Genomic DNA, 13791 nt, shown 5'->3' on the forward strand with positions numbered 1-13791 from the left:
TCTCACTTACATAATTCACATCGCGCATCACCAGTTAACAAAATCAGTTAAGAATTAAAAAAGAAGGGTTTGGGCACCATTGATTTGTCCCAATCCCTTCTTTAATTTATATATTATTATTTATCTAACTACCTTTTTTTCAAATCGGTTTAAGTCATTGTCATGACCAATCATAATTAAAATATCTCCAATTTCAATATTTATGTTTGGATCTGGAGATACGATAATATCTCTGCCTCTTTTAATAGCGATAATACTTATACCATATTGAGCTCTAATATCTAATTCTATTATTGTTTGGCCTGCCATCTTTTCACTAACTTTAATTTCTACTATTGAATGTTCATCTGCTAGTTCTAAATAATCTAAAACACTAGCACTAGCTACATTATGTGCAATTCTTCTGCCCATATCTCTTTCAGGATGAACAACAGTATCTGCACCAATTTTATTTAAAATTTTAGCATGATAATCATTTTGAGCCTTAGCCGTTACTTTCTTAACGCCCAACTCTTTTAAAATTAAAGTCGTTAACGTACTAGATTGAATATTTTCGCCTATTGCAACAATAACGTGATCAAAATTTCTAATGCCTAAACTTTTCATCACTGCTTCATCAGTTGTGTCAGCAATTACAGCATGTGTGGCAATATCACTATATTCATTCACACGTGCTTCATCCATATCAATCGCCATGACATCCATATCTAAGGCATTTAATTCTCTAACAATACTACCACCAAAACGACCTAAACCTATAACCACATATTCTTTATCCATATGCGTCCTCCAAAAATAAGATAATTGAAATATATCAAATATTAGTAGTTTAAACAATAAACATTACTACTGTATTTAAGTATATTTGTCTACTTTTTACCTTCAACATATTTTTTATCAAAAACAAATAATCTCAATAATAATATTAGCGATGGAATTAATAAAAGTAAACCTAAAATAAACGCGATGATTAAAGCAATAGCCATACCACTATTAACAACATGTTCATCTATGCGAATATATGGATATAAAATATATGGTAATTTACTTGCACCGTAGCCGAAGAACGCAAAAGCCATTTGTAAAATTACTAAGATAAATGCAAAACCGTGCCACTTTTTCATCAATGTGAGTAACATTGCACCAGCAAAACATAGTAAGCTGAGTACAAACATCCACCAATAATCAAATACTGCTGTATAGAAATGCGTCTCATTTTGCAATCTTAATGATAGAAATACAAATAATGAAATAGCAATCATTGGCGGTCCCCAAAATAAGAACCAGTATCTTAATAAACCATAAGCAGGTTTATCATTTGCTTTAGAAGCATAATAAGTTAAAAATCCAGACGAAATATAAAGTACGGATATTATTGCAAGAAATACAACTGACCATGAATATGGACTTAACAATAATTCAAACCAATTTAAATCTAAATGGTTACTTGAGCCAGTAATATAACCACCTTCAGAAATCGTTAAAGTAGTGGCTAAGGCTGCAGGTATGAATAAACCTGCTAAACCATATAGTACAAGCCACGGTAGTTTTGTATCTGGTCCATAGTTTTCAAAGGCATAAAAGCCACCTCTAATGGACAACAATATCAACGCAATAGATGCTGGTAAAAGCAATACTGTACCGAAATACTTAGCTGTATCTGGGAAAAAACCAACCATTCCTACGAAAAAGAATACGAAGAAAACATTCGTTACTTCCCAAACTGGATTAAGGTAACGTGCAATCAAGTGATTAATTTTTTTATCTTGTTTTGTTATTTTAGCGTGTAGCGTAAAGAAACCAGCACCAAAATCAATTGATGCAACAATAATATAACAAAATAAGAATATCCATAGTACCGTGATACCTATATATGCGAATACCATCATGCATCACCTCTTTCCGATGAAGTTACTTCAAATTCTTCATACGCTGGTTTATCCTTAAACATTCTTATTAATACATAAGAAGAAGTAACAATTAATATTAAATATAATATACCAAATAATATTGTTACGAGTGTTAAGCCACCTGCTTGAGTAGCCGCTTCAGCCACTTTTAGGTATCCACGTACAATCCAAGGTTGACGCCCTTGTTCCGTTAAGAACCAACCAAACTCTATCGCTAACATCGCTGCAGGTCCAGTTAATAAAGCACCGTATAGCATTGGTTTTGAATAAGTGAATTTCCGTAATTTTTTAAAGCATAATGTTAGTACAAATGCAGCTGAAACAATTAAACAGAAGACACCCATTGACACCATTAAGTCAAAGTAATAATGGACAATCATTGGAGGATGCAATTCTTTTGGAAATTCATCCAACCCTTTCACTTTAGTATTGACATTGTTGTCAGCCAAGAAACTAAGTAGACTCGGAATTTTAATTGCTCCAGTTACTTCTTGTGTCTCTTCATTTAAAGAACCAAAAAGTACTAAATCGGCATTGGATTCCGTATCAAAATGCCACTCATACGCAGCTAATTTTTCTGGTTGTTCTTGATGTAAAAATTTTGCAGATAAATCTCCTGCTAACATTGAACCTAAAGTAAAGATAATGCCAAGAATCATTGTTAATTTCAATGCTTTTTTATGATATTCTGCATCTTTTTTAAACTTATTTTTCACTAACTTGAAAGCAGCAATGGCAGCTAGTACAAAAGCCATCGTCATAAAAGCAGTCGTTACAACGTGAAAAGATCTTATTAAAAATGAATCGTTAAACATTGCTACCCAAGGTTCAACATTTATCATTTTACCATTCTTAATATCAAAACCAGCTGGTGTATTCATAAATGAATTAACAGCGGTAATAAAGAAGGCAGAGAAAGAACCTCCAATAATCACTGGTATACTAATTAAAAAATGTGTCCATTTACTCTTAAATCTATCCCAAGTGTATAAATATATACTTAAGAAAATTGCTTCAAAGAAAAACGCAAATGTTTCCATAAATAACGGTAATGCAATCACATGACCACCCATTTGCATAAACGTTGGCCATAATAATGACAGTTGTAATCCTATAATCGTACCTGTTACAACCCCAACTGCCACAGTAATTGTATAACCTTTAGACCATCTTTTGGCTAATGTTATATAATGAGGATCATTCTTTTTAATCCCTAAAAACTCAGCAACTGCAAACATCAATGGGACACCTACACCAATTGTTGCAAATATGATATGCACTGCAAGTGTCATTGCAGTTAGAAAACGAGCTAATTCAACTGAATCCATAATATCACCTTTTTAATTTATTTGTGACAAAAATCACAACGTCCATTCATTATAAACCCAATGGCTATGTTTTAAAATTAGTTAAACTCAGAATTAAGTGACAAATTAATGACCAATTACATGCAATTTTATAACTTGAATTTTAATTAAAAGTCACTTACTATTATAGAAAACGACTTTGTAGAAAGGATTGATGTTGAATGACTGATATCATCATTTACACACAGAATGACTGCCCTCCTTGTACCTTTATTAAAAACTATTTAACTGATAAAGGCTTTAAATATATAGAAAAAAACATCGCTAATCAGCAATATCGAAATGAAATGATTGATTATGATGCTTTTGCAACACCTTTTATATTATTGAATGGTGAACCGATGTACCAAGTTGATATGGAAAAAATTAACCAAACCTTAAATATTGAAACAACACATTAAACCTCTCAAATACAAACACATTAACTAAATCAACTGAAATAAGGCTAATGCACCATTTCAAACGGGTTAACTAACCATAACCTAATTTCAACTGTAATAAACAATTTAGTGAGTTGTGAATTCTCCAAAACTACTCAACTTCACATACATTTCCATACCATTCAAATAAATTTCAATATAACTATAAAAAGCGTCTAGGACATAAAGTTCTTGAACAAGTGAAAAAGACAATATCTATTGGATAATATAGAAATTGCCTTTTTCATTAAAAATCATTTCAACAATTTCATTAACATGTCGTGACATATCATTTGTGGGGATAAGAATTGAAGTTCCATTGGTAGTGTAAGTTGAGTCACATTATAATCTTTATACATGAGGCACCTCGTTAATATAGTTCAATAGTGTTTATTAGATTATACATGATGACCTAATTTTTTAAGTATTTGAATGTAAAATCACATATGGATGTGACGTATTTCGGCGAGACTCTTGTGGGAATAGGACAAGCTGAAGACTATAGGCTGAAGCTGTCCCCTAAGAAAGCGAGCCAACAAAACGAAGCATTGAATAAAAAAGAAGCACTCAGATGAATTGATTTAAATCATCTGAGTGCTATTTTTCTGGGATTTGTGTCCCAATCTTTTTTATTTCGTATAATTACTTACTAAGTCTTGTACTTCTTCAGAAGTAGCACAGTTAATTGCTTTTTGTGCCAATTCTTCCATTTCATTTTTACTTAACCCTTTAATTTGACGGCGTGCTTTAAGAATTGATGTAGCACTCATAGAGAATTCATCTAATCCTAAACCTAATAGTAATGGAATAGCAGTTTCATCTCCGGCCATTTCTCCACACATTCCAGTCCATTTACCTTCATTATGAGAAGCATTAATCACTTGTTGCACTAAACGTAAAATTGCTGGATTGTATGGTTGATACAAGTATGACACTCGCTCTGACATACGATCTGCAGCCATTGTATATTGAATTAAATCATTCGTTCCAATACTGAAGAAATCTACTTCTTTAGCAAAAACATCTGCTAATGCAGCTGTTGAAGGAATTTCTACCATGATACCAACTTCTATATCATCAGATACTTCAATACCTTCATTTGTTAAATTTTCTTTTTCTTCTAATAATAATGCTTTAGCATCACGGAATTCTTTGATTGTCGCTACCATTGGGAACATAATATTTAATTTCCCATAAACTGACGCACGTAATAAGGCACGCAATTGTGGTCTGAAAATCTCAGGTTGATCTAGACATAAACGAATTGCACGATAGCCTAAGAACGGGTTCATTTCTTCTGGTAAATTTAAATATGGTAGTTCCTTATCTCCACCTATATCTAAAGTACGAACAACAACACGTTTATCTTCCATTGTTTCAAGCACTTTTTTATAAGCTTCAAACTGTTCGTCTTCAGTTGGCATTTCGTCTCTACCCATATATAAAAATTCAGTACGATATAATCCGACACCTTCAGCACCATTTTCAATTACACCTTTTAAATCATTTGGTGTACCGATATTAGCAGCAAGTTCAGCATGAACACCGTCAACAGTTGTTGTTTCTTCATCGCGTAATTTTTGAAGCTCTTTCTTATCTTCAAAGAAACGTTCGCGTTTGTTTTGGTATGCAATGACTTCGTCTTCTGTAGGATCAATTATCACTTCACCAGTCAAACCATCAACAATAATCATGTCTCCTTGTTTAACTTCTTCTGTTATTGATTTCGTACCTACTACTGCAGCAATTTCAAGTGAGCGACTCATAATTGCTGAGTGAGAAGTTCTGCCTCCAATATTTGTAACAAAACCTTGTACAAATTCTTTGTTTAATTGAGCAGTATCTGAAGGCGTTAAATCATTACCTATAATAACAACGCTTTCATCAATCATACTAGGATTAGGTAACTCCACACCTAATATATGTGCTAAAACTCGTTTCGACACATCGCGAATATCTGAAGCACGCTCTTTCATGTATTCATTATCCATTGCTTCAAAAATAGTAATGAATTGTCCAGTCACATCAGAAAGCGCAGTTGGTGCGTTAACTTGTTCATTTTTAATTTTGTCTTCAATCGGTTGAATTAACTCTGGATCATCCAAGACTAATAAATGTGCATCAAAAATAGCAGCTTTATCAGCGCCGAGATTTTTTTCGGCATTATTTCTGATTTTTGTTAATTCAACTTTAGATGTTTCAATAGCATTGTGAAACTTAGCAATTTCTGCGTCGACATCTTGAATCTTTTCACTATCGTATGAAAGATCAGGTTCAACTAATAAATATGCTTTAGCAATTGCTACGCCATCTGAAGCAGCAATGCCATTAATATAATTAGTCATATTATTTAGTTAATCCTTCTTTTGATAAGATATCAGTAATCGCTTCCATTGCATCTGTTTCATCACTACCGTCAGCATAGATTGTAATTTCAGCATCTTTACCTACACCTAAACTCATAACACCCATGATTGATTTCAAGTTAACTTTTTTACCGTTATATTCTAATTGAATATCTGAATCAAACTTTGATGCAGTTTGAACAAGCATTGTAGCTGGACGTGCATGAATACCTGTTTCGTCAATAATTACATATGATTTTTGTTCCATAATATGATGTCTCCTTCGTATAGTTAGAATCGTTAGTTTATTATAAAACCTAGCATAGTTTTATATAATAACATTACCAAATTATACATATAAATTCAATTCGTTGCACCCATGATATGACAATATTCATTGAATATTGTTTCTTTTTATGAAAACGCTCCACTATTCCATTAAAGATTTAGCAACCTTTTCACATTTTTCAATATGATCATCGCCGATTTTTTTCATAAAGTAATAGCTGATAGAAGCTGAGATGGCTTGACCTACAAGTGGGAACCATTTCGTCTGTTTTGCAGCCATACGTTTTGCAACGTCTCTGATAACCACTTTTAATATGGCATTAGATACTTTTCTACCGACAAATTGACTGCCTTGTATTGCAGCTGCTGTAAAAATACGTTCTTTTACATCTTCTCTCATCGAATTAACTTGTTTGTGATCTAAGCCATAAATTTTATTAACATCTTCAATGATATCTCTCATTAGCTTGATATCTACACCAAAGTCAAGACCTGGTATTGGTACAATACTCACACTCGAAGATAACACTGATTTTTTTCTCACTATAGCTTGGGCACGTTGACGACGTTCATCCAATTCAATGTTCGTCGTTGGTATGCTACTTTTATTTTTTATATCTTCAATATTTAAAACTTTATTTCCGACTTTCTGTGTTACGTTATTAGTTATTTTATTCTTAAAACTCATGATATTCACTCCTTTATAAAATCTAGTACTGTAAAATGATTACCCTATTTCAAAGAAATTACTGTATATTTACAAAAATAGCTTTCAAATATTTTGAAGGTTTGTAATGTGGATGTGTTTTAAAATCTTTTGGTAATCCCATAACTTCTGATAATTCAAAATCAACTTCTGCACTATTTAGAGTGTCTTTAATCATCTTCTTAAATGCTTTTAATGAAAATGTACTATTGTTTGTACACAATAATAAAGTTCCACCTGGAGAAAGTACGTCCAAAGCACCTAAAATTAATTTATCGTAATCTTTCAATACTGAAAATGTTTTTTTCTTATTTCTAGCAAAACTAGGTGGATCAATCACAATTGTGTCATATAGTAAATCATGACGGCGTGCGTAATTAAAATAATCAAAGGTATCCATTACAAATATATATTGTGTTTTTGGATCAATTGCATTTAAACCAAAATTTTCTTCTGTTAAGGTACGTGATCTATTAGCTAAATCAACACTAGTCGTCACTTTGGCTTTTTCTGCTGAGATAACTGAAAAAGCGCCAGTATAACTAAACACATTTAACAAATATCTATCTTCGGCAAAGTGGTCTCGTAATTTCTTACGCACTTCTTTTTGGTCCAAGAAAATACCTGTCATAGGACCATCATTTAAATCCACATTATAAAACGTGAAATTTTCTTCGATTACAATAGGAAATTCCGGTGCCTCACCATCAACAAATCCGCCAGCTATCTGAGCATCTTTAAATCGCATTTTTTCAAATAAAGAATTATATTCAAAGATATTTTTTAAAGCACTTAAAATTTGATAACGATATTTATAAATACCTTTAGAATACCATTGTATTAAAAAGTGCCCGTTATAGTTATCAATTGTCAGGCCACCTACACCGTCACCTTCACCATTAAAAATTCTAAAAGCATTGGTACCCTCAATGTTATAAAAATATGCTCTTTCTTGTTTAGCAATTTCAAAAAGTCTCTCAAAGAATTGAGTATTAATCACTTCGTTTTCGTCATAACTTAATACCCAGCCAAGACCTTTATGTTGTCTTCCGACATATGCTGTTGCAATATAACTTTGTTCATCATTGATCAATGAGAATAAATCGCCCTCTTTCAAATGGTCATGCGCAAATACATCATCTTCGTCGATTAATGGGTATCCATTTAGATATTTCGTTTCTTTACCTTTATTTAATGTGGCAGTTTTCATAATTATATGTCAGCCTTTCTACTAATTTTATAATTTATGCTTTCTTATTCTATCATCTCAATAATCATAGTAACATCATTTATATGTAATTGAATGCTTTCTCAATTCACACATTGTCTCGTTTTTCATTAAAATCATCAGGCGCTTTACGCCATTACAATCATGAACAAAAAAAGAACTGGCATATCGCTAAGGCCAGTTCTTTTAAAAATATATTTACTTGTTAATCTTTTGAAGGTTCACGTAATTTAATAATGAATGATACGATCACTGCTATTAACATCACAAACAATATAGGCGTAATGAAAATAGACAATAAAAGACCATGAACCATGATATTCACAAATTCTGTGAACAATTTGAAAAATAATATACTTACCATAAATAACTGCAGATAATAGAATTTATCTCTCAAGTAGTTTGTTAATGTCGTTAATATATAAGCAATGATAATCAGCATCAATAATAATAAAGTAATCCATTCAATCACATATTGTGTTTGAGAAATTTCCCAATTACCTGAAACAAATAATGCGTTTCTATTATTAAATTCTATGATTGTAAAGAATAATAATACAACACCACAAAATATTTCTACATAAGCTGATTTAACCCACTTTGGTATTTTCATCCAATTTGGTATATCATCCTCTTGTATATCAATAATATTCTTCCATTTTTCGATAAATTTGTCTTTTTTATCTCTTAATTTTTGAATATCAACACTTCTACGTGTTTTTCGAGTAAACTCAGTTGTCTTATCTTGTAAACTTTTCAAATGTTCTTTCGTTTGGTTTGTAACTGTACCTTTGCTTGTTCTCGATAATTCAGGTTCTTCTTCACCTAACTCTTGTTTTGTTAAAGGTAGTGCCCTTCTTAAAAACAAGAAATTCCAAATTGACATTTGACCTAATAGCCACATCAATATAAAGAATGAATTTACACTCAAAATATCAATTGGAATGATTTCGTCACTATCTATTCTTCCATATAACACGATTTGCGTAATTAAATAGCTTATGCCATAACTGAAAATAATTAATAAATAATGATATTTTCTATGATTTGGATTTAATTCATCTTTATATACAATATACCCAATATGAATCACAAATGGGATGATAAAAATGATGGCAAAAAAACTATAAACTTGTGTCATTAAAATAAGTGTTATAATGAAGAACAGTATTCCTATAACTAAGAAGAAGATTGAAACATCATAATCGTATCTTGTTGTTCTTAATAGAGTGAATCCAAGTAGGATAACTGCAATACCAAATAAAATAATTAACACTGCACTTATTACTGGGAAATTCCCTATATAATTACTCATAACTCTTATGATTTCTGCAAAAAATGCATTTATAAAATCCCAAACATTATGAATATGTAATTCAATTTTACCTTTGTCCTTTAAATCATGGATCATAGATAAATTTATTAAAATGATGAGACCTGTGAAGAGCGAAACGATGCCTATTATATAACTATATAATATCTCAGCGTGTTTCTTTAAAAAAGACATACCATTCACCTCAAAGTTATTATATATTAACATTTAGTTCTTGTCTTTAATAAATCAATAAATAAGTCTATAGTATGATAGAAAATAGTTGTACAGTCAAGTTTCCACCAAACATAATCAATTAAACAAATATTTCAAATTCAAAGAAATACATACCGTTAAATCTTTATGGTTTAGTTTTCAAATGAAGTGGTATATTGAAAATGTAAGTAATTTGAATATTGAAGGAGTGTTTAACTATGAGTAAAGAAGAATTAAATAAAAAAGCAGCTGAAAAAGCAAAAGAAGCTGAAGATAAATTAAAAGATAAAAAAGAATCTGCTGAAGAGAGTACTGAAGAAACGAAAAAAAATATTCAAGATACTCTAGATTAAAATACACGCTTTTGATTTCTAAATGAGTATTGCTTTTTAACATAAATGGACTAATCTGTGTAAAAATGGATTAGTCCTTTTTTTGATATCATGTCGTTTTTTACCGTGCGTGTTTGACTGAAGATATGATCTATGATCCACATAATCCCAGTTACTAGTCACTCATAACATCTTACCTATGCGTCAAACGATACAACATCTTAGCAAAGATGTATTTGAACAACAGAAAAACTTCAGCATAAGTTAAACACCACATATCATTTATCGTGATATGTAATTGACCTTAAATATTTACTTTTATTATTACAAACGTTGAACGAAACAATTTTTAACTACCAAACACACACAGCCATATCACCAAATTTTTAAACTAATGCGCTCTATTTAACCTTACGTTATGTTGTACGATTTAGGTTATAAATATTAATTTCAACGTGAATACACCTTGACATAACGAATTAAAAGTCATACATTATAGTTAAAATTAAAAATTAATATTCGCACTAGGGGTGTTTTGTGACTGAGATGAGGTATACCCTCAAACCCTTTGAACCTGATCTAGATTAAACTAGCGTAGGAAAGTGTATCGTGATATGTTTTTGGTATCCGTATGCCTATATTTAACGCGCAACTTCTAGAGGGTTGTGCGTTTTTTTATTGGAGGAGAATTTATGTCAAAAGGTTTAAAACTATCAGAAATTTTAGTAACCGTACTTATAGCTGTTGTTTTTGCAATCGTTTATAATATTTGGACTTTAGTATATAAAGCAGTTCAGGTTTCTGGTCTTCATCTAGAAGAATTAACATACGGTGCGTGGTTTATGGCCGCAATTGTTGCATACCTGATCATACCAAAAGCTGGTATTGCCATTTTAGCTGAATTTGCAGCAGGTGCAGGTGAAACGATTGTTATGGGCAGATTTGATATTCCCACAATGGTCTATGCGTTACTTCAAGGATTAGCATGTGAAATTATTTTCGCTATTTTTAGATACAAATCACGTTCGGCAATGGTAGCTATGTTAGCAGGATTTTTAGCATCTGTTGCGACACTCCCCCTTGATTTTGCTTATGGTTATTTAGGAGAAATTGCGGGTTGGAACTTAACACTTTATATCGTATTTAGATTGATTAGTGGTATTGTTGTGGCTGGATTGTTGTCCTATTATATTGTGAAAATATTAGATCAAACTGGCGTCACTAAATTATTCAGACCTGCAACACAAAAAGATTATGACAATTTATAAGGAGCATAAAAGTTGATAGTCACTGAAAATCTACGTCTTAAATATCCAAATGGACAAAAGAAAATATTCGAAAATTTATCACTTCATATTAAAGATAAAGAAAAAGTGCTTATACTCGGCCCTTCTGGTTCAGGTAAAAGCACGCTACTTAATGTTTTAAGTGGTATCGTACCAAATCTTATTGATTTACCTATGAAATACGATAAATTAGAGATTGATCATGATTGTGGTGTTATTTTTCAAGAGCCTGATTGTCAGTTCTGTATGCCAAAAGTATATGAAGAACTCGCCTTTGTCCTGGAAAACTTACAAACACCCCGACACAAAATGGATGCCATGATCGAAACAGCACTCGACTCTGTAGATTTAAACGTAAATAAAGACCAATATATCAATAATTTAAGTGGTGGTATGAAACAAAAATTAGCTATTGCAGAAACATTATTACAACAAGCCGACACTTTATTTTTAGATGAACCAACAGCTATGTTAGATGTACCATCAACGGAAGACTTATGGAATAAGATTAAAGCCCTATGGCAAGACCAAACTGTTATCATAGTTGAACATAAAGTAGAACATATATGGCAACATATTGATCGTGTTATATTATTAAACTATGATGGTGTCATTATTGGCGATGCCTCACCCGCTGACATATTAAAAAACTATGAACACCTTTTATCCGAATATGGTGTTTGGCATCCAAAAGCTTGGGATCACGCACCTTCACCTATTGATTTACAACCATCTAATGTACAAAATGCCGATGATCATCTATTGCTTTTTGAACAAGGTGCTGTAAAAAGAAGAAAAAAAACACTTATTGATATACCAAAATTCAATGTTACTAGCGGGGAATGGATTACAATTACTGGTGCAAACGGTTCAGGTAAGACTTCCTTATTAGAATCGATCATGCAGCTCATTAAATATGATGGCACAATGTTTTTTGATGGCAAAAAAATCACTAAAATTAAAGAAGCTGCTAAAAATATGTATCTTGTATACCAAAATCCTGAACTACAATTTATTGCAAATTCGGTTTACAAAGAAATCTTCATCCAAAATAAGGCCAATTACCATTCCATATCAGAAGCTGATGATAAAACTGTACAAATGCTTAAAATGTTAAATTTAGAAGATGTACAATCACAACATCCGTACGAATTGTCAATCGGTCAAAAACGTAGACTGAGTGTTGCCATAGCTCTAAGCTCTTCATCAGACTATATTTTATTAGATGAGCCTACATTCGGATTAGATAGCCATAATACTTTTAATTTAATTAAATTATTCCAGCAACGCGTTAAAGATGGTCAAACTATCATTATGGTTACACATGACCCTGAGATTATCGCACGCTATCCTACACGTAAATTGTATGTAAGAAAAAAACAAATACTAGAGATAGCAGGTGATAATCATGTTTGAAATGTGGAAAAAGCATTACTCCTTCATGGATGACGTGAATATCATAACGAAATTAACATTAGCCGTTATTTTGTTTTTCTTTGTTATATTTGTACATCAATTTGATTACATGATTTATATTTGCTTATTGATGTTCCTATTTTTATTACTATTCAATGGTATAAAATTAAAAATTACATTTGCTTTTATTTTCTTTACTATTACTTTCAGCTTAATTTCAGCCTTATTCATGATTTTTTATGGTGAAGGTACACATATTTTGTTTAAATTTGGATTTATTCAAATTAGCACTGAAAGTTTGGTTAGAGGGCTACATTTAGCATTACGTACAACAACCGTCTCATTTTTCGGTATCTTAATTGCTTTCACATCTGAAATTGTGATGGTCTTTTATAGTCTTATGCAACATTTAAAAGTTAACCCCAAAGTTGCTTATGCGTTTATGGCTGCTATACGAATGGTTCCATTAATGATTAGCTCTTTATTTCAACTTAGGAAGTCTTTAAAAATGAGATATCAAATTATCTCTCAACAAAATTACAATATATTAAACAAAATCAAACATCTTATTATTCCACTTTTAAGCCAAAACATTAGAAAAGCACATCAACTTGCTGTTGCAATGGAGACAAAAGGTTTTAAAGATGGTCCGCGCACCTATTATTATCATGCGCCTTTCTCGTATAAAGACATTCTATTAATCATCGTTTTTAGCATCATTTTGATTGTTGCTTATTTCCTAGCACTTCACTTACCGATTACGGGTATAAACGATGTTCGTATAAAAAATATATATTAACGATTACCTTATTTTATCCAAAATTCATTACTATCCAATTTATAGAGATAAGACAAAAACTAAACCACTTTGTCTTATCTTTTTGATATGATTATTTACATAAATTTGTATGTGATTGTATATCCTTCAATAAAAATGCTATGCTAAAAACTTAAAAATCGTAATTT

General features: G+C 31.5%; 13 protein-coding genes and 1 riboswitch. Of the genes, 5 read left to right on the forward strand and 8 right to left on the reverse strand.

Going from position 1 to position 13791, the window contains the following annotated elements:
• Positions 1-120: 120 nt before the first annotated feature.
• From KA926_RS00300 to KA926_RS00310, 3 genes are all read right to left on the reverse strand, one after another.
• Positions 121-780 carry a potassium channel family protein gene (locus tag KA926_RS00300; RefSeq protein ID WP_019467854.1) on the reverse strand — a complete coding sequence of 220 codons (660 nt, stop codon included), beginning with the start codon at positions 778-780 and terminating at the stop codon, positions 121-123.
• A gap of 89 nt (positions 781-869) precedes the next feature.
• Complete coding sequence (locus KA926_RS00305) at positions 870-1886, reverse strand: cytochrome d ubiquinol oxidase subunit II (protein ID WP_107384425.1); 1017 nt, start codon at positions 1884-1886, stop codon at positions 870-872.
• Positions 1886-3238, reverse strand: a complete 1353-nt coding sequence (locus KA926_RS00310) for a cytochrome ubiquinol oxidase subunit I (protein WP_019467856.1) — start codon at positions 3236-3238, stop codon at positions 1886-1888. The genes KA926_RS00305 and KA926_RS00310 overlap by 1 nt, the downstream gene beginning before the upstream one ends.
• Positions 3239-3438: 200 nt before the next feature.
• Here KA926_RS00310 and KA926_RS00315 point away from each other — a divergent pair, with 200 nt between their 5' ends.
• A complete protein-coding gene (locus tag KA926_RS00315; protein WP_107384420.1) occupies positions 3439-3678 on the forward strand; it encodes a glutaredoxin family protein in 240 nt (79 codons plus the stop codon).
• Between the two features lie 647 nt (positions 3679-4325).
• On the opposite strand, the gene ptsP is transcribed toward KA926_RS00315, so the two are convergent.
• From ptsP to auxA, 5 genes are all read right to left on the reverse strand, one after another.
• The gene (gene ptsP / locus KA926_RS00320) at positions 4326-6041 is read right to left on the reverse strand and encodes a phosphoenolpyruvate--protein phosphotransferase (RefSeq protein ID WP_210143400.1); all 1716 of its coding nucleotides are present in this window, start codon (positions 6039-6041) and stop codon (positions 4326-4328) included.
• A 1-nt stretch (position 6042) separates the two neighbouring features.
• Positions 6043-6309, reverse strand: coding sequence for a phosphocarrier protein HPr (locus tag KA926_RS00325; protein ID WP_019467646.1), 267 nt, complete (start codon positions 6307-6309; stop codon positions 6043-6045).
• Between the two features lie 162 nt (positions 6310-6471).
• Entirely contained in the window at positions 6472-7017 is a 546-nt protein-coding gene (locus KA926_RS00330; protein ID WP_107505182.1) for a DUF697 domain-containing protein, read from the reverse strand.
• A gap of 58 nt (positions 7018-7075) precedes the next feature.
• The gene (locus KA926_RS00335; RefSeq protein WP_192946819.1) at positions 7076-8245 is read right to left on the reverse strand and encodes a class I SAM-dependent rRNA methyltransferase; all 1170 of its coding nucleotides are present in this window, start codon (positions 8243-8245) and stop codon (positions 7076-7078) included.
• 223 nt (positions 8246-8468) lie between these two features.
• Complete coding sequence (auxA, locus tag KA926_RS00340; RefSeq protein ID WP_192946820.1) at positions 8469-9770, reverse strand: lipoteichoic acid stability factor AuxA; 1302 nt, start codon at positions 9768-9770, stop codon at positions 8469-8471.
• Between the two features lie 239 nt (positions 9771-10009).
• Here auxA and graF point away from each other — a divergent pair, with 239 nt between their 5' ends.
• The 4 genes from graF (at position 10010) to KA926_RS00360 (ending at position 13624) form a co-directional block, all read left to right on the forward strand.
• Positions 10010-10144 (forward strand): glycopeptide resistance-associated protein GraF, encoded by a 135-nt coding sequence (graF, locus tag KA926_RS00345; protein ID WP_019467642.1) that lies wholly within the window; start codon positions 10010-10012, stop codon positions 10142-10144.
• A 495-nt stretch (positions 10145-10639) separates the two neighbouring features.
• A riboswitch (TPP riboswitch) is annotated at positions 10640-10741 on the forward strand.
• A 74-nt stretch (positions 10742-10815) separates the two neighbouring features.
• On the forward strand, positions 10816-11391 hold the full coding sequence (locus KA926_RS00350) for an ECF transporter S component (RefSeq protein ID WP_019468131.1): 576 nt from the start codon (positions 10816-10818) through the stop codon (positions 11389-11391).
• A gap of 12 nt (positions 11392-11403) precedes the next feature.
• Entirely contained in the window at positions 11404-12825 is a 1422-nt protein-coding gene (locus KA926_RS00355) for an ABC transporter ATP-binding protein (RefSeq protein WP_210143401.1), read from the forward strand.
• Positions 12818-13624, forward strand: a complete 807-nt coding sequence (locus KA926_RS00360; protein ID WP_192946822.1) for an energy-coupling factor transporter transmembrane component T family protein — start codon at positions 12818-12820, stop codon at positions 13622-13624. Before KA926_RS00355 ends, KA926_RS00360 begins: the two co-directional genes overlap by 8 nt.
• The last annotated feature ends 167 nt before the right edge of the window (positions 13625-13791 follow it).

This window comes from Staphylococcus sp. GDY8P94P (assembly GCF_017892255.1).
Classification (GTDB): domain Bacteria; phylum Bacillota; class Bacilli; order Staphylococcales; family Staphylococcaceae; genus Staphylococcus; species Staphylococcus cohnii.